The organism is Pseudomonas sp., from assembly GCF_028293835.1.
Classification (GTDB): Bacteria; Pseudomonadota; Gammaproteobacteria; order Pseudomonadales; family Pseudomonadaceae; genus Aquipseudomonas.
This window is the reverse complement of the sequence record NZ_JAQGNX010000170.1, coordinates 35,055-53,478: the sequence shown is the minus strand read 5'-3', so window position 1 is coordinate 53,478 and position 18,424 is coordinate 35,055. Positions and strand designations below refer to the sequence as shown.

The following is an 18,424-nucleotide window of genomic DNA, read 5'->3' as shown; positions in this document are numbered from 1 at the left end:
CACCACAATGAAATCAATTTTACTTTTTACCTCAGCTCTGGCGCTCTTGGCCGGCTTGCAGGGCACAACTGCGTTTGCCGCGAGCTTTTGCGAAATCAGACCGGGGGCCAATCCGGCACCCTATACGTTTAATCTCAATATCGGCTCGGTTTACGTGCCGCGACATGCATCCATCGGAAGTGTCATTGGCCAATTGGATCGTCCGTTCGTTACTACGACAGCCGATGGCCGTTACGTGCAGTGTGAAAACCAAGTGGGCAGCGTCCTGGCATTTAGTACTGTTCAGGTGGCGCCGATCTTTCCAAACCCGCTGCCTCCTGTTGGCGGTGAAGATGTCACCGGCAAAGTATTCCAGACCGGTATTGCGGGGGTGGGGGTAAGAATTAAACTCGGCCATCCGTTTGATGGGGTTGCTCCTGACTCTTTCGTACCGGTCGCCCAAGGGCCTACCGTACCGTTCAGTGCGATATTAAGGGAGCCAACGCAGGACCCTCTGCGCATCATCACGCTGCTGGGAAATGCCACATTGATCAAGACCGGCCCCATCGCTTCCGGCCCCCAGACGGTGGACACCCAAGTGTTCAGCACGCGATTTTCACAGATCGATCCAGCGTTTTACTTCAACGTCAAGGCAACCGTGATCCAGGCGCAATGCGACATCTCGGTGGTCAGTGATAATCCGGTGGACCTCGGCGAACGGCGCTCCTCGGATTTCACCGGTCCCGGTTACGGCACAATCCCCACCCCTTTTTCAATTGCCCTGGGCAACTGTGAGAGCGATCCTAACGACGTTACCGTTGCCTGGGCAACCATTCGTCTTGACGGTGTGAATGGCTCGGTGCCTATCCCCGACGTTGAAGGCGGGTTCACCCTGACTACGGATTCTGACGCCAGGGGTGTGGCCATTCAGATTTTGCGCGGCGACGGTATCACGCCCGTAGCGCTGGGCCGTGACGTCCCCTTGATGCCGATTTCACCCGGCAATACGGTGCTGAGATTGAGCGCACGCTACTACCAGACCGGTGATGCCCAAACTATCGTTGCGGGAGAAGCCAAGGGCTCCTTGAGCTTCACCATCAGCTTTATGTAAATGCGCGATGTCTTGAGGCCACCAACGTCGCCTCCTGACCCGCTAGCCTTTGTATCCTGCCCGATACATTCACGACAATCCCACGACACCTGGACAGAACAGCCTTCCGCCCCGTCTGTATGCGCAGTAGCATGCGTGCAGCGTTGTTCTTAACCTTCAGGCGACAATCGCACCATGCAACTAGAGCCCACCCCTACTCCTGACAACGCCCCGGCCGAAGAACGTCGCTGGAACACCCGTGCACTGATCGTCGATGACGATGTGCCGATACGTGAGCTTTTGTGCGATTACCTGGCGCGTTTCAATATTCAGAGTCGTGGGGTCACCGATGGGGTTGCCATGCGCCAGGCGCTGCAAGAAGAGGCGTTCGACGTCGTAGTGCTGGACCTGATGCTGCCCGGTGAAGACGGTTTGTCGTTGTGCCGTTGGTTGCGTGGCACCTCTGACATCCCGATCCTGATGCTGACTGCACGTTGCGAACCCACCGACCGGATCATCGGCCTGGAGCTGGGCGCCGATGATTATATGGCCAAGCCGTTCGAGCCCCGTGAACTGGTAGCGCGCATTCAAACCGTGCTGCGCCGGGTGCGTGATGATCGCAGCAGCGAGCCACGGGCCATTGTGCGGTTCGATGCCTGGCGACTGAACAACGTGATGCGCCAACTGACTGCGCCCGACGGCCTGGTGGTGCCGCTGTCCAATGCCGAGTTCCGCTTGTTGTGTGTTTTTCTTGAGCGCCCGCGACGCGTACTTAACCGCGAGCAACTGCTCGACGCTGCCCGTGGCCGCACTACCGATGCCTTCGACCGCAGCATTGATCTGCTGGTATCGCGCCTGCGGCAGAAGCTGGGTGATGATCCCAAAGCGCCGCAGCTGATTAAAACCGTGCGCGGCGAAGGTTATCTCTTCGACGCCAGGGACATCGGTTGATTCGTTCGGCTGACAGCCTGTTTGCCAGGCTTTTCGGCGGTGCATTGCTGGCTATTCTGTTAGCGCATTTGTTGGCCTTTATGTGGTTCATGCACTACGGCCCGCCGCCTGCGCCACCGCCGCCGCCGTTTTCCACGGAGCACGAAGCCCCTGGTCCGCGCTTTGAACGTTTCCGACCGCCTTCGCAGCATCCGCCCGGAAGGCCGCCATTTTTTGGCGGACCAATCGTGCCCTTGGTGTTCCAGCTGATCACGTTGGTGGTCGCCGCGTGGTACGGCGCCAAGGCCCTGAGCCGGCCTATCCGGCGCATGAGCGAGGCCGCTGAACGTTTAAGCGAAAACCTCGACAGCCCGCCCTTGGAAATTAGCGGGCCTTATGAAGCGCGAAAGGCGGCCCAAACCTTCAACCTGATGCAGCAGCGCATCCGTGAACAGGTACAACAACGTGGGCGAATGCTCGCGGCCATGTCCCACGACCTGCGCACGCCACTCTCGCGTTTGAAACTGCGGGTCGAGCAGATCGAAGAGCCAAAGCTGCACGGGCAAATGTCCCAGGACCTGGACGACATGATCGGCATGCTTGATGCCACACTGACCTATCTGAACGAGCAACGCACCCGCGAGGCACCACAGCTTTTCGATCTGCAAGCACTGGTTGATTCCCTCACCGAGAACGCTCAGGACCAAGGTGATGACGTGCAATGCCACGGCCATTGCGCGCCGCTCAAGGCACAGCCAATGGCCTTGCGGTCGTGCTTGAACAACCTGATCGATAATGCCCTGCGCTATGCCGGCCACGCTCACATCGATATTCAGGACAGTGCGCAGGCGGTCCAGATCCGAGTGGTCGACCGTGGTCCCGGTATAGCCCCCGAGCAACGAGAGGCGGTGTTCGAGCCGTTTTATCGCCTGGAAAGCTCGCGCAACCGCAACTCCGGCGGGGTCGGCATGGGCATGACCATTGCCCGCGAAGCCGCACGGCGAATGGGCGGCGACCTGCAATTGCAACAAACCCTTGGCGGCGGCCTGACCGTAGTGCTTGATTTACCGCGGGGGTAAATTCCCACACCGATTGCAATCTTTCTGTGGGACCCCTGTACGCGCTTGGCAGGCAAGTCTGGCTTGCAACAACGTCGGTAAAACCCAGTAAGACCGTTGGACATTTCGTCATCTGATCCGCTTTTTATTCAAATACCTGAGTCTGTTATGCAAACAGTTGCACGCCCATAGTTCATCGGCCTGATCGAGGCTAATGAGTACCCACCATGAGCGAACGCATCCCCGTCCAGATCATTGAACCGCTTGAACCCTCACGCGCTAACGCCAAGCCCAAATCCAGCGATAACCTGATTCATTCCCGCAGTTTCACGGGGCTGTTTCGCACGTTGCGGTTGAGCGGCACTGGGGTTTTGTTTTTGCTGTTTTTTGGCACGGTATGGCTGAACTGGAGCGGACGCCAGGCGGTGCTTTGGGATCTGGCTGATAGCAAATTCCATATCTTTGGTGCAACGTTCTGGCCGCAAGATTTCATCCTGCTGTCTGCACTGCTGATCATCTGTGCCTTTGGCTTGTTTGCGATCACGGTGTTTGCCGGGCGCGTCTGGTGTGGTTATACCTGCCCGCAAAGCACCTGGACCTGGATATTCATGTGGTGCGAGAAGGTCACTGAAGGCGAACGCAATCAGCGAATAAAGCTGCAAGCCGCGCCATGGGGAATCAACAAGCTGCTGCGGCGCTCGATTAAACATACGTTATGGTTGGCTATCAGCCTGTTGACCGGCCTGACGTTTATTGGCTACTTCACCCCGATTCGGCCGCTGGCCATGGAATTGCTGACCTTACACCTCAGCGGCGTCAGTTTGTTCTGGGTACTGTTTTTCACCGCCGCCACCTATATCAATGCCGGCTGGTTACGTGAAGCCGTGTGCATGCACATGTGCCCTTACGCGCGCTTTCAAAGCGTGATGTTCGACAAAGACACGCTCACCGTTTCCTATAACGCCGCACGCGGCGAGCATCGCGGCCCGCGTAAACGTGAAGTCGAGCCTGCTTCCGTGGGACTGGGTGATTGCATCGATTGCCAAGTGTGCGTGCAGGTGTGTCCCACCGGCATCGACATCCGCGACGGTCTGCAAATGGAGTGCATTGGCTGCGCAGCCTGCATCGATGCCTGTGATTCGATCATGGACAAAATGGGCTATGCACGCGGGCTGGTCGGTTACACCTCCGAGCGCACCCTGGAAGGCGGAAAAACGCGATTAATGCGACCGCGCCTGATAGGTTACTGCGCCGTGTTGACGTTGATGATCGGCGCACTGGTCATGGCCTTGGTCCAACGACCCATGGTCTCGCTGGACGTCAGCAAAGACCGGGGTCTGTTCCGTGAAAATAGCCAGGGCCAGATCGAAAATATCTACAGCCTGAAAATCATAAACAAGACTCAGCAGTCACAGCAGTATCATCTGAAGATGGTCGCCGACGGCTTTGAATTCCACGGCAAGACCACCATCAGCCTCGCCCCCGGTGAGATTATCGACATTCCAGTGTCGGTGGCGATGCTCGCGGAGCGTCCGACCAGCAGCTCGCAACGTATCGATTTCCAAGTGGTAGACGATCATGACTCCAGCGTTCATAGCCAGGCAACCAGCCGCTTTGTAGCGCCGCTGAACCGATGATCAGGTCAAAGCGCTTCACGTACGATTCTTCACAGGTTGTTAGCCAGCGAGTACCGATGAAACGTTATGAAAAGTTTGCCGAGGATATCGCTGAACTGATCCGCTCCGGGGTGCTCGGCCCCGGCGAACGGGTGCCGTCGGTGCGCTACGCGAGCCAGACGTACGGCGTCAGTCCGTCAACGGTTTTCCAGGCGTATTACCTGTTGGAGCGTCGCGGGCTGATTCGGGCGCGACCGCGCTCCGGGTATTTCGTCACCCACAACGCGCCCTGGCAGTTTTCGGAACCCGTGGTCAGCAGCCATGTCAGCGACTCCACCGAAGTCGATGTCGATGTCAGCGAGCTGGTGTTTTCGGTGCTGGACTCTATCAAAGACCCGCAAACCGTACCCTTCGGCTCCGCTTTCCCGAGCCCGATGTTGTTTCCCCTGCCGCGCCTGGCGCGTTCGCTATCCAGCGCTGCCCGCAACATGGACCCGCGATGGGTGGTGACCGACATGTCGCCCGGTAATCCGCAGTTGCGGCGACAAATTGCCCTGAGGTACATGGTCGGCGGTTTGATGTTACCCATGGAGGAATTGATCATCACCAACGGCGCACTGGAAGCGCTGAACCTGTGTCTGCAAGCGGTCACTCAACCGGGCGACCTGGTGGCCATTGAAGCACCGGCGTTTTATGCCTGCTTGCAGACTCTGGAACGACTCAAACTCAAGGCGGTTGAAATACCGGTGCATCCACGGGACGGCATTGACCTGGGCGTACTTGCGCAGACCCTCGAACGTCATCCGATTAAAGCGTGTTGGTGCATGACCAGTTTTCAAAACCCTATGGGCGCCACCCTGCCTGAAGCCAAAAAACGTGACTTGGTCGCGTTGTTGCGGAAACACCAGGTACCGCTGATTGAAGACGACGTCTATGCCGAGCTGTATTACGGCGCCCACGCACCGAAACCGGCCAAAGCGTTCGACACCGAGGGGCTGGTGATGCATTGCGGGTCGTTCGCCAAGAGCCTTGCGCCGGGTTATCGAATCGGCTGGGTGGCGGCTGGGCGCTATGCGCAGAAAGTCGAGCGGTTGAAATTAATGACGTCGCTCTGTGCATCAATGCCGGCCCAAGCGGCGATTGCCGACTACCTGCAACACGGCGGCTACGACCGGCATTTGCGTAAGCTGCGGTACGCGCTTGAGGAACAACAAGCCGCAATGCTTAGCGCTATCGTCCGCTATTTCCCGGCACAAACCCGCGTCAGCCAGCCTGCGGGTGGTTACTTTCTTTGGCTGGAATTACCCGAACACATGAATTCGCTGAAGCTGTTTCAAATGGCGCTGGCCCAAGGCATCAGCATCGCGCCCGGGCCGATATTTTCGCCGACCCAGCGCTTTCGTAACTGCATCCGCCTTAACTACGGCAGCCCATGGAATGTAGTTGCGGAAAAAGCCATGGAAACCCTTGGGCGGATCATCCGTTCGTTTTGACTGCGCCAGACGCGACTATTTTCCGCCAGCCAAATCGATAAACGTTCCGGTGGCATAGCTGGCTTTTTCCGACAGCAGCCAGATAATCGCCTCGGCCACCTCTTCGGCGACGCCGCCACGGCCCATGGGGATGCCGGGCTCAAGCTTGCTGACCCGATGCGGATCGCCGCTCAGGGCGTGAAAATCGGTATGGATATAACCGGGACGCACTGCGTTGACTCGAATGCCCTCGCCCGCCAGTTCACGTGCAAGGCCGATGGTGAAAGAGTCGACCGCACCTTTGGACGCGGCATAATCAACGTATTCCCCAGCCGAGCCCAGACGCGAGGCGGCTGAGGACACATTAACGATACCGCCGCCCTTGCCACCGTAGCGCGGGGACATCCGCAGCAACGCATGCTTGGCACATAGAATCGCCCCGACCACGTTGGTTTTCATCATCCGCAGCAAACGAAACTCGGACATTTCCTCGACCCGGGAAGCTTGGGCTACGGTCCCCGCATTGTTAACCAGCGCAGTCACCGGGCCAAACTCGGCGTCGATTCTCGAATACATTCCAATAATCTGGTCTTCATCACTGGCGTCCGCCTGCACGAGCATTACCTGCGCGCCCAATTCGCGGACCTGCGCACATGTCCGCTCGGCCGCTTCATGGTCGGACAGGTAATTGATGCAGACTCGATAGCCCTCACGGGCGGCCAGCAAGGCAGTGGCGGCACCTATGCCGCGTGAGCCGCCGGTGATGAGAATGACTTTGTCCATGTGTGTATACCTGATGGGCGTACCTGAAGGTTGTCAGCCTGACCTAGCCGTTTTACCAAGCGCGACCGTGAAAATCAAACCTTGGATGCGTCCGTTTGTGCCCGCGCCTTCCCTTCGGCCGCACTGATGTCCGCCATGAATTTCTCAGCGGGCAACGGATGCCCCAGTAGAAAGCCTTGTAACGAATCGCAACCGAGCTCGGTCAGAAAGCTCTGCTGCTTGTCAGTCTCGACCCCTTCGGCAACGATGCGCAAACCCAATGCCTGGCCCAGGGCAACGATGGCCGAGACAATGGCAGCGTCGTCGCTGTCGTGCTCCAGATCGCGAACAAACCCCCGGTCGATTTTGATTTCATTGGCCGGTAAACGCTTGAGGTACATCAGGCTCGAATAACCCGTGCCGAAATCGTCGATAGACAAATCAACGCCCATGTCAGCCAACTGTCGCAGCACGGTCATGCTCGCGTCGGCGTCATTCATGGCAGTGGTTTCAGTGATTTCCAGGGTCAAGCTGTTGGCCGGTAGTTGGTGCATCGCCAGCGCCGAGGCAACGCTGCCGACCAACCCGTCATGGCCAAACTGCAACGCAGAAAGGTTGACCGCCATTCGCCAATGGCTATAGCCCAACTCGAACCAGACCCGCATCTGCCGACAGGCTTCATTGAGTACCCAGTCGCCAATGGGAATGATCAAGCCGGTCTTTTCTGCCAGGCCAATAAACCTGTCCGGCAACAGCAGCCCATGCTGTGGATGATGCCAGCGTAACAGTGCTTCAGCGCCGATTGGCTGCCCCGTTATGGCGTCAAATTTGGGCTGGTAGTACAGGCAAAACTGTTGTTCCTTGAGTCCGTTCCGCAAATCCTGCTGTAACTGCAGCAGATTGCGTGCATTGGTGTTCATCGACGCGTCGAAAAAACTGTAGCCGTTTTTCCCGGCGGCCTTGGCGTGATACATCGCAACGTCAGCATTCATCAACAATTCATGCTGGGTTTCGCCGTTTCCGGGGTAGAGCGCGATACCAATGCTCGCAGAGATTTGCACACTGTTCTGCGCAACGATAAAAGGCTGACTGAGCAAGGTGACCTGGCGAGCAGCAAACCCCGGAGCGTCATCGCGCTCAGCTAATTCAACCAACAGCACGAACTCATCGCCGCCGATTCGGGCCAAGGTATTGAGGCCGTTCATGTCTTCACGAAGGCGCAGCGCAACTTCGCGCAGCAATTGATCACCCATGTGGTGACCAAACGCATCGTTGACCGGTTTAAAACCGTCCAGATCCAAGAACATCAACGCGAAACAACCGTGGTGTTCTTGAGCGTTGCGCATGGCCTGTTCTATTCGGTCGGCCAACAACATGCGATTAGGCAGGCCAGTGAGCGTATCGTGCAGCGCCAGTTGCGTCAGTTCGCGGTTGGCCACGCTCAATGAGTTGGACAGCTCGGCGGTACGTGACTCCAGCCGAGCGTCGAGGATCGAGGTCAGTAACGCGATGCTCAACACTGCCAGACTCGTGACCAGCACCAGCTTGTCCAGCCCGTCGACCGCCAGTCCGGTGCCGACCGCGCCACAGAAACTGCCATCCGCGAACACTGCGGCGGACATGCCGGTGTAATGCATGCCCGCGATCGCCATGCCCATGAACACTGCTGCTCCAGCGCGAAACAGCCGCACATACGGAGTTTGCTGACGCAGGCGAAAGGCGACCCACAACGCGGCAGCCGAAGCGCTGAACGCGATCAGCAGTGACAAAGCAAGGCGTATGGGGTCGTATTCGATGGCGGGCTGCATACGCAGCGCGGCCATTCCGCAGTAATGCATACCGCTGATGCCCGCACCCATGATCAGCGCACCAAAGCCCAGCTGCAGCATCGGCAGTTGCGGCTGACTTACCAGCCATAAGGCGAAGCCGGACGCCAGAATTGCGATCAGCAGTGACAACAAGGTGATCGGCAAGTCGAAACCCAATTCGATGGGCAGATGGAATGCGAGCATGCCAATGAAGTGCATTGACCAGATGCCAATGCCCATGGCCAACGCACCACCCCCTATCCACAGATAGGCCCCTTGACCTTTAGCGGTGGCGATCCGACCCGCGAGGTCAAGCGCTGTATAAGACGCCAGCATCGCCACAAGTATGGAAATCAGGACCAGCGAGGGGGTGTAACTACCTATCGGCATGTGACTTCTCGTGAACCGGGCAGTCGACAAATTCCTGCCCGCGGGAAGTTAGCGATTGTACTGAACCTGTACAGAATGTCGCCGGCTGTTTAACGGAATCCGGTGCCATATCTCAAAAAAAGCGGGCCAACGCTATTCGTAAAGGGGTATCCCGGCCCCTTCAATCCGCTATTGAATAGCCAAGCCGTTGTCTGTACTCCAACCCCCGCCTAACGCCGCGATTAATTGCACGCTGGCAATCAGTCGACTTTGCAGCAACGTGAGAACGCTTCTTTCGTTGCTCAGCGCAGTGGTTTGTACCGTCACCACGTCAAGGTAAGCAATCAGCCCGGCTTTGTACTGGTTGTTGGTCAAGCGCAATGATTCCCGGGCGGCGTCCAGCGCTTCGGCACGCACCGCCGCCTCGTCCTGGTACACCTTGAGTTGGACCAGATAGTTTTCGACTTCCTGGAAGCCGTTCAACACCGTTTGACGGTATTGGGCCACCGTTTGGTCGTACACCGCTTCGGTGCGATCAACTTCTGCCGAGCGTTGGCCACCGTCGAACAATGTGGTCGCCAACTGCGGGCCCACCGACCAGAAGCGGTTTGGCAGACTGATCCAATTGGTGAACGTGGAACTGCTGTAGCCGCCATTCATGCTCAGGGTCAAGTCCGGGTAGTACGCCGCTTTTGCAACACCGATATTGGCATTGGCAGCCATCACCGAGCGCTCTGCTGCGGCAATGTCGGGCCGTCGCTCAAGCAATTGCGATGGCACTTCCAGTGGAATTTCCGGCAAAGCCGGGACCGTGGTGGTGGCGGCCAGACTGAAGTCGGCCGGGGCTTGGCCCATCAGCACCGCCATCGCGTTCTCGAACTGTGCTCGCTGCCAGATCAGGTCGATCAAATCCGCCTGGGTGGTTTTCAGTTGGGTCTGAGCCTGGGCCACCGCATCTTTTCCTGAAATACCGTGGCGGTACTGATTTTGTGTGGTGGTCAACGAACGCTGATAGGCCTCTACCGTTGCTTCAAGCAAGCGCTTCTGCTCATCGATGACCCGCAGTTGCAAGTAGTTCTGCACCAGTTCCGATTGCAAGCTCAAGCGCATGGACGCCAGGTCGGCAAGGCTTGCCTGGGCGCTGCCAGTGTCGGCTTCCAGCCCACGACGCAACTTACCCCAGATATCGGCTTCCCAACTGACGCCCAACTGCGCGTTGTAGGTGTCGCGGATGCCACTGCTGGAACTGCTCAAGCTGGAACTGCTGCTGCCGGTGCCTTGGCTGGAGCGGTTTTTACTGGTGGTCAGATCAATCGTTGGAAAAAAGCTGCCTCTTGCGCTACGGACCAAGGCTTGGGCTTGTCGATACTGCGCATCGTATTGGGCGACTGTCTGGTTAGACGTGTTGAGCTTTTCCACCAACCCGTTGAGCTGCGAATCGCCATAAAGCTCCCACCAGGCCCCCCGTGCCAACGCATCGTTTGGCGCCGCCTGACGCCATCCTTCAGCCTGCTTGAATTGTGCGGGGGTGGTCACCGTCGGCTTTTTGTAGTCCGGACCGACCGCGCAAGCGCTCAATAACAATGCGAACAAACCTGTGCCCAGCCACCGTGCAGGCTGCTGAAAAACAGTATGAATAGGCAGGCGGTGAGTCATAACGGAGTTTCCATTGCGGCATCGGTACGCACGCCACGCCATTTATTGACACGATGGCGTAGACGGTCGAGATACAGGTAAACCACCGGGGTGGTGTAGAGGGTCAAAATCTGGCTGAAAATCAAGCCGCCGATAATGGTCAAGCCCAAAGGATGACGCATTTCTGCGCCTTCAGCGTTGCTCAGCAGCAACGGTACGGCGCCCAAAATCGCTGCCAGCGTGGTCATCAGGATCGGGCGCAGCCGTTGCAGGCAAGCGCTGCGAATCGAATCCATGGGCGTCATGCCGAGCTCGCGCTCCAGTTGCAGCGCCAGGTCGATCATCAAAATGGCGTTTTTCTTCACCACCCCTATCAGCAGGAACAAGCCCAGCAGCGAGATCAGACTGAATTGGCCTCCCACCACATAAATGCTGAGCAAGGCGCCCACGCCGGCAGAAGGTAACGTTGAGAGAATCGTCAGCGGGTGAACATAGCTTTCGTAGAGAATACCCAGCACCAGATACACCACTACCAGGGCACCCAGGATCATGAACGGTTGAGTTTTTTGTGATGCCGCAAACGCATCGGCGGTACCGGCCATTTTTGCGATCACTTCAGAGGGCAAACCCACCTTGGCCACGGCACGTTCAACCGCTGCCGAGGCCTGTTCCAGGGTTGCGCCTTCCGCCAGATCGAAAGAAATGTCTTCAGAAGCAAATTGCCCATCATGGGTTACCCGATCATCCGCCAGGGTGCGTTCGTAGTGAGCAATGCTCGACAACGGAATCCGCGCACCCGCAGCGGTCACTACCTGCACCTGGTCGAGGGTGATTGGGTCTTGAGCATATTTTGGGTTGACCTCCATCACCACTTCATACTGATTGAGCGGGTCATAGATCGTCGATACCTGACGCTGACTATAGGCATTGTTCAGCACTGCCGTAACCGTGCTCATGTCGACGCCCAAGCGCTTGGCAGTATCGCGATCAACCACCACCGTGACTTGTTGAGCGCCGCGCCCTTCCCGACCGTCTATGGCCGTCAATTCCGGCACTGACTTTAGCGCGTCGAGGACTTTCGGATACCACAGACGCAGACTGGCCAGATCGCCGCTCTGCAAAATGTACTGGTATTGCGAGGTGGTCTGCTCACGGCCACCGCCAAATTGCAGGTCTTGGTCGGCCTGAAGGAATAACCTGCCCCCAGGAACCAGCGGCATGTTCTTGCGCAGACGCTCAATGACTTTATCAGCGGCCAGTTTGCGCTCGGCGATCGGCTTGAGCCGCACGATAATCGTGGCGTTACTGGTGCCACCGTTACCGCCAACAAAGCCCGCGACACTGTCCACCGCCGGGTCAGCCAATACAGCGCGCCGGAAGGTTTCCATTTTCGGCTGCATGACCCCGAAAGACAGGCCATCGTCGCCCCGGATGAAACCGATCAATTGCCCGGTGTCTTGCTGGGGCATGAAGGTTTTCGGCACCACCACATACAACGCGATGTTCACGCCGATGGTGACCAGCAAGCTCAGCATCGTCAGGCGCGGGTGGCGCAACACCCAGCCAAGGGAGCGGTCGTAGCCAGCCACCATGCGGTCATTGGCCTTGCGACTCCAGCGCTGCAAGGCGTTTTCATGGGCCGGGTCGTGGGGCTTGAGCCAGCGCGCACAGAGCATGGGCGTCAACGTCAGGGAAACCACCAGTGAAACAACGATGGAGGCTGCCAAGGTGATGGAAAATTCGCGAAACAGGCTGGCAATGATCCCGCCCATGAACAGGATCGACAGAAAAACCGCCACCAGCGACACGTTCATCGACAGCAAGGTAAAACCGACTTCTTTGGCGCCGAGGTAGGCTGCCTCCATCGGCGGCACGCCTTTGTCGATGTGCCGGGAGATATTTTCCAGCACCACAATGGCGTCGTCCACCACCAGCCCGGTGGCCAGGATCAACGCCATCAACGACAGGTTGTTCAAGGAGAAACCGTTCAGGTACATGATGGCAAACGTGCCCACCAGCGACACCGGGACCGCCAACGTAGGAATCAATGAAGCGCGGAAATTTCCGAGGAACAGGAATACCACCAGAATCACCAGCACCACGGCGATCAGCAGCGTGGTTTCGGCCTCATGCAGCGTCGCCTTGATCACCGGCGAGCGGTCCATGGCAAGGTCAAGCTTGACGCTGGCCGGAAGTACTGCTTGCAATGCCGGGAGCTGCGCCTTGATTTGCGCCACGGTCTCGATGATGTTGGCGCCCGCCTGACGGTTGATGACCAGCAGTACGGCCTGCTTGTCATTGAAGAAGCCGCTGTTGTAACGGTCTTCCACTGCGTCAGTGACTTTCGCCACATGGCTCAGGCGCAATGCCGCGCCATTCTGATAACGAATGATCAGTGGCGCATAATCCTTGGCTTTTTCTAACTGATCATTGGCCTGAATCTGCCAATGATGATCGGCGTCTTCCAGCGATCCTTTGGGTTTGCGCACGTTGGCGGCGACGATGGCGGTCCGCACGTCATCCAGCGACACGCCGTACTGGCTCAGCAACTGCGGCTCCAGCTCGACCCGTACCGCGGGCAGCGAACTGCCACCAATCTGCACCTCTCCCACGCCGTTCACTTGCGACAGGCTTTGGGAAAGGATCGTCGAGGCCAGATCGTAAAGCTGGCCCTTTTCCAACACGTCTGACGTCAGCGACAGCACCATGATGGGTGCCTGGGAAGGGTTGACCTTTTTATAGGTCGGCATACTACGCATGCCACTGGGCAACAGGTTGCGCGCGGCGTTAATCGCGGCCTGCACTTCCCGCGCTGCGCCGTTAATGTCGCGGTTCAGGTCGAACTGCAAAATCACCCGGGTCGAACCCAGGCTTGATCGACTGCTCATGGTGTTGATGCCAGCAATGGTGCCCAGCGAGCGTTCCAGCGGTGTGGCCACGGTCGCCGCCATGACTTCAGGACTGGCGCCTGGCAGGCTGGCCGACACCACGATCACCGGAAAGTCCATGTTTGGCAGCGGCGAGACTGGCAGCAGATTGAAAGCGACACCGCCCAGCAGCATGATTGCCAGACTCAACAGCATGGTCGCCACCGGTCGACGGATGAATGGCCCGGACAGGTTCATACCTGGGCCTGTTCCACATCGGTTGCGCTATCTGGTTTACGGCTCCAACGCCGGCCTAACCGGTCGAAGTACAAGTAGATGACCGGCGTGGTGAACAATGTCAGCACCTGACTCAGCATCAACCCGCCGACCATCACCAGACCCAACGGTTGACGCAGTTCCGCGCCGGAACCGGTTGCCAACATTAACGGCACCGCACCGAACAACGCGGCCAGGGTGGTCATCAGAATGGGCCGGAAACGCAACAGCGCCGCCTCGTAGATCGCAGTTTCAGGGTCTATGCCGCGGTTGCGTTCGGCGTCCAGGGCGAAGTCGATCATCATGATCGCGTTTTTCTTGACGATACCGATCAACAGGATGATACCGATGATGGCGATCATCCCCAGATCGTTACCGCTGATGAGCAACGCCAGCAGCGCACCCACCGCCGCTGACGGTAACGTCGAAAGAATGGTAATGGGGTGGATGTAGCTTTCGTACAGCACGCCCAGCACGATGTACATCGTCACCACTGCGGCCAGGATCAACAGCAAAGTGCTCGACAGCGAGGCCTCGAACGCCTGCGCTGCGCCCTGGAACTCAGTTTGCACGCCAATCGGCATGCCGATGTCCATCTGTACCTGATGAATCACTTCCACCGCTTTGCCCAACGCAACGCCCGGCGCCAGGTTGAATGACATCATGACGGCCGGAAACTGGTCGATATGCGCAATGGCCAATTGGCCCTGGCGCTGTTCCAGGCGTGCCAGGCTCGACAGCTTGACTTGAGTGCCTGCGGTGGTTTTGACGTGAATCTGCTCCAGCGCCTGGGGGCCAATGTCATTACTCGACGCCGCCTGCAACACCACACGGTACTGGCTGGCTTGAGTATAGATAGTGGAAATCTGCCGTTGACCAAAGGCGTCGTACAGCGCATCGGTAATGTTTGCCACCGTAACACCGACACGACTGGCGGCATCGCGATCGATCACGAGATAGACCTGCAAACCTTTGTCTTGCAGATCACTGGCGACATCGGTCAGCTCTGGACGTTGGCCCAGGGCGTCTACCAACTTGCCACTCCACAGCGACAACAGTGCAGCATCGGGGGAGGACATACTGAATTGGTACTGCGTGCGACTGACCCGGTCCTCGACCGTCAAGTCCTGCACCGGTTGCAGGAACAGTCGGATGTCCGACAGTGTTGCAAGCTGCGGCTGCAGGCGCTGGATGATTTGCATCGCGGTCACACTGCGTTGGTTGCGCGGCTTCAAATTGATCAGCATGCGACCGCTGTTAAGCGTGGCGTTGTCGCCATCAACGCCGATGTAGGACGAAAGGCTTTCTACCGAAGGATCTTGCAGAATAATTTTTGCCAATGACTGCTGACGCTCGCTCATCGCTGCAAACGACACCGATTGTGGAGCCTCGGAGATACCTTGAATGACCCCGGTGTCCTGCACGGGAAAGAAACCCTTGGGCACGATCATGTACAGATACACGGTCAGGGCCAAGGTGGCGATGGCCACCAACAGGGTCAACGGTTGGTGTTTCAATACCCAGCGCAACTTGCGCCCGTAGGCGGCAATCAGCCAATCGATCCAGGCGCCGCTGGTGCGATAAAAACGGCTCTGCTCCTCAGGTTTCGGCTCACGCTTGAGCAGTCGCGCGCACATCATCGGCGTCAGCGTCAGCGAAACAAACAGCGAAATAAGAATCGCCACAGCCAAGGTAATGGCGAACTCACGGAACAGCCGGCCCACCACATCGGCCATGAACAGCAACGGAATCAGCACCGCAATCAGCGAGATGGTCAGCGAAACCAGGGTAAAACCAATTTGTCGCGCACCTTTGAGGGCGGCTTGAAACGGCGTGTCGCCCTCTTCGATGTGCCGGGAAATGTTCTCCAGCATAACGATGGCGTCATCGACCACAAATCCGGTGGCGATGGTCATGGCCATCAGTGTCAGGTTGTTGACCGAGAAGCCGGCGAGGTACATCACGCCGAAGGTACCGACCAGTGACAGCGGCACGGCAATCGACGGAATAATCGTGGCGCTGACCCTTCGCAGGAACAGAAACGTTACCAACACCACCAGAATGATGGAAATCAGCAGTTCATGCTGCACGTCACTGACCGAAGCACGAATGGTTTGCGTGCGGTCGGTCAGTACGGCGACGTCCAGCCCGGCGGGTAAATTATCGGTGATGCTCGGCAGCAACGCCTTGATCCGGTCAACCACCTGGATCACGTTTGCGCCAGGCTGACGCTGGATATTAAGCAGCACCGCCTGATTTTCGTTGGCCCAGGCCGCCAGACGATCGTTCTCCGCGCCGTCGACGATCTCGGCCACGTCTTTGAGACGCAAAGGAGCGCCGTTTGCGTAGGCAACAATCAGGTCGGCGTATTCCTGCGCGGACTGCAACTGATCATTGGTATCCAGGGTTGACACGCGGGTCGGCCCGTCGAAACTGCCGGTGGGCTGGTTGACGTTGGACGCTGCGATCAAGGTGCGCACGTCGGCCAGGTTCAACCCGTTGGCCGCCAGCGCCTCGGGGTTGACCTTGATCCGCACCGCCTGGCGTTGGCCACCGGCAATGCTGACCAGGCCTACACCGCTGATCTGCGATATTTTCTGCGCCATGCGCGTGTCCACCAGATCGTGGAGTTTGGGCAGCAACATGGTTTTGGAAGTGATCGCCAAGGTCAATACCGGGGTATCGGCCGGATTGACCTTGTTGTAAACGGGTGGCGCAGGCAGATCCGTCGGCAGCAGGTTGGTCGCGCCATTGATTGCCGCTTGTACTTCCTGTTCGGCAACGTCCATGTTCAGGTCGAGGCTGAAGCGCAGGGTAATGACTGACGCGCCGCCGGAGCTGGTCGAGGCCATTTGCGTCAGCCCAGGCATCTGCCCAAACTGCCGCTCCAGCGGTGCAGTGACCGCACTGGTCATGACTTCAGGGCTGGCGCCGGGGTACAGCGTCAATACCCGAATAGTCGGGTAATCCACTTGCGGCAGGGCCGAAACCGGTAACAAGGTATATGCAATCAAGCCGGCCAGAACGATCGCAAGCATACTCAGCGTGGTCGCTACCGGGCGCAGGATGAACAGCCGGGAGATGTTCATACGCCGCCTTTTTCCGCCTTTCCAGCCTTGGCGGATTCGGTGGAATCCTTGGTTGGCTTACCGTGTAAATCCTGTGACGGCGTTACTGGCACCTCTTTGCTGTCGTTCACCACTTCTACTTCGCTACCCTCTTTCAGGCGGTCGGTGCCTTCCAGCACCACGCGTTCGCCTTCAGCCAACCCGCTGGTGATCACGGTAGAGGACTCGTCACTCGCCCCGGCTACCAATTGACGAATCTTGACCTTTTTGTCGCCGTCCATTACGTAGACGAACGTGCCATTGGTGCCAAACTGGACCGCAGCTGAAGGCACCAATACCGCATGCTTAAGGGTATCGGCACGCAAACGTACGTTAACGAACTGGTTCGGAAACAGCACTTCGTCCTGATTTTCAAAGCGTGCCTTGAATTTTAGCGTGCCGGTGGTGACGTCAATCTGGTTGTCCAGACTGGCTAGCACACCCGTGGCCTGGAGCTTGATGTCGCCACGGTCCCAGGCTTCTACCGGCAGCTTATCGCCGCTGTGATAACGAGCAATAACCGCCGACAGGTCTTTTTCCGGCAAGGTAAAGACCACGGTAATCGGCTTGGTCTGGGTGATGACCAACAGCGCGGTGGTGTCGTTGGCGGCGACGAGGTTGCCGACATCCAGTTGTTTCAACCCTACCCGGCCGGTAATTGGTGCGCGGATCTTGGTGAATTCGAGATTGAGCTTGGCATCGCTAACGGACGCCTGATTGGTCTTGATGGTGCCCACGTATTGGTTGACCAGCGAAGCCGCTGTGTCGAGGGTCTGCTTGGCGATGCTGTCTTCTGCATACAAGCCGCGATAACGTTCGAGGTCGACCTGAGCATTTTTCAACAATGCCTGATTGGTCAGCAGCGTGCCCTGCGCCTGATCCAAAATGACCTGATAGCTGCGTGGATCAATTTCCGCGAGCAAGTCGCCGGCCTTGACCATCTGCCCTTCCTGGAAGTTGAGCTTGACCAACTCTCCCGCCACTCGGCTGCGCACGTTGATGGTGTTCATCGCCGTCACGGTGCCCAAGGCTTTATACAGAATCGGGAAATCACCTACGGTGGCAGCGCCCACACGTACAGGGATCGGCCCGGTGGCGCCGCCAAACCCCGGCCTTGGCGCAGTGCCCTTGGCTGCTGAGCCGCCACCTTTATGGCGACCGGCTGTGGCGGTGCCTGAATCGGCGGTGCCGGTGCGCAATCCACCAGCAGGCCAGAATTTCCAACACAGGCCAATAATGACCAACAGCACTAACAGGCTAATCAGCCAGCGACGGGAACTACGGGGGCCAGACGATTGCATGAATAATCAACCATTGTGCGCGGGGGCTTCATTGAGAGGCTGAACAATAAGCACTGTGAGTAGAGAAGCAAAGGGCCTTTACCGGCTATTTACTTAGCGCTTACTTTCGATAAGGCCCTGAAGCACAAATAAAAACGGCCCGGACAAGTCCAGA

11 protein-coding genes are annotated in these 18,424 nt (G+C 57.8%); 5 read left to right on the top strand and 6 right to left on the bottom strand.

What is annotated here, in order from left to right:
* The first annotated feature begins 7 nt into the window (after positions 1-7).
* The 5 genes from JWR17_RS22810 to mapR all read left to right on the top strand — a co-directional run bounded on the left by JWR17_RS22810 (position 8) and on the right by mapR (position 6,166).
* Positions 8-1,090 carry a fimbrial protein gene (locus JWR17_RS22810; protein WP_299835067.1) on the top strand — a complete coding sequence of 361 codons (1,083 nt, stop codon included), beginning with the start codon at positions 8-10 and terminating at the stop codon, positions 1,088-1,090.
* 174 nt (positions 1,091-1,264) lie between these two features.
* Positions 1,265-2,020 (top strand): response regulator, encoded by a 756-nt coding sequence (locus JWR17_RS22805; RefSeq protein WP_299835065.1) that lies wholly within the window; start codon positions 1,265-1,267, stop codon positions 2,018-2,020.
* Positions 2,017-3,078, top strand: coding sequence for a HAMP domain-containing sensor histidine kinase (locus tag JWR17_RS22800; protein ID WP_299835063.1), 1,062 nt, complete (start codon positions 2,017-2,019; stop codon positions 3,076-3,078). The genes JWR17_RS22805 and JWR17_RS22800 overlap by 4 nt, the downstream gene beginning before the upstream one ends.
* A gap of 206 nt (positions 3,079-3,284) precedes the next feature.
* A complete protein-coding gene (ccoG, locus tag JWR17_RS22795) occupies positions 3,285-4,694 on the top strand; it encodes a cytochrome c oxidase accessory protein CcoG (protein WP_299835062.1) in 1,410 nt (469 codons plus the stop codon).
* 56 nt (positions 4,695-4,750) lie between these two features.
* Positions 4,751-6,166 (top strand): GntR family transcriptional regulator MpaR, encoded by a 1,416-nt coding sequence (mapR, locus tag JWR17_RS22790; protein ID WP_299835060.1) that lies wholly within the window; start codon positions 4,751-4,753, stop codon positions 6,164-6,166.
* Positions 6,167-6,181: 15 nt separating this feature from the next.
* On the opposite strand, the gene JWR17_RS22785 is transcribed toward mapR, so the two are convergent.
* The 6 genes from JWR17_RS22785 to JWR17_RS22760 all read right to left on the bottom strand — a co-directional run bounded on the left by JWR17_RS22785 (position 6,182) and on the right by JWR17_RS22760 (position 18,270).
* On the bottom strand, positions 6,182-6,928 hold the full coding sequence (locus tag JWR17_RS22785) for an SDR family oxidoreductase (RefSeq protein ID WP_299835058.1): 747 nt from the start codon (positions 6,926-6,928) through the stop codon (positions 6,182-6,184).
* Between the two features lie 74 nt (positions 6,929-7,002).
* Positions 7,003-9,105, bottom strand: coding sequence for an EAL domain-containing protein (locus tag JWR17_RS22780; RefSeq protein ID WP_299835056.1), 2,103 nt, complete (start codon positions 9,103-9,105; stop codon positions 7,003-7,005).
* Between the two features lie 168 nt (positions 9,106-9,273).
* Complete coding sequence (locus JWR17_RS22775; RefSeq protein ID WP_299835055.1) at positions 9,274-10,740, bottom strand: efflux transporter outer membrane subunit; 1,467 nt, start codon at positions 10,738-10,740, stop codon at positions 9,274-9,276.
* Positions 10,737-13,844: an efflux RND transporter permease subunit gene (locus JWR17_RS22770; protein ID WP_299835053.1), complete on the bottom strand. Its 3,108-nt coding sequence runs from the start codon at positions 13,842-13,844 to the stop codon at positions 10,737-10,739. Before JWR17_RS22770 ends, JWR17_RS22775 begins: the two co-directional genes overlap by 4 nt.
* Positions 13,841-16,951 (bottom strand): MdtB/MuxB family multidrug efflux RND transporter permease subunit, encoded by a 3,111-nt coding sequence (locus JWR17_RS22765; RefSeq protein ID WP_299835051.1) that lies wholly within the window; start codon positions 16,949-16,951, stop codon positions 13,841-13,843. The genes JWR17_RS22770 and JWR17_RS22765 overlap by 4 nt, the downstream gene beginning before the upstream one ends.
* Positions 16,948-18,270 (bottom strand): MdtA/MuxA family multidrug efflux RND transporter periplasmic adaptor subunit, encoded by a 1,323-nt coding sequence (locus tag JWR17_RS22760; RefSeq protein ID WP_299835049.1) that lies wholly within the window; start codon positions 18,268-18,270, stop codon positions 16,948-16,950. The genes JWR17_RS22765 and JWR17_RS22760 overlap by 4 nt, the downstream gene beginning before the upstream one ends.
* Between the last annotated feature and the right edge of the window lie 154 nt (positions 18,271-18,424).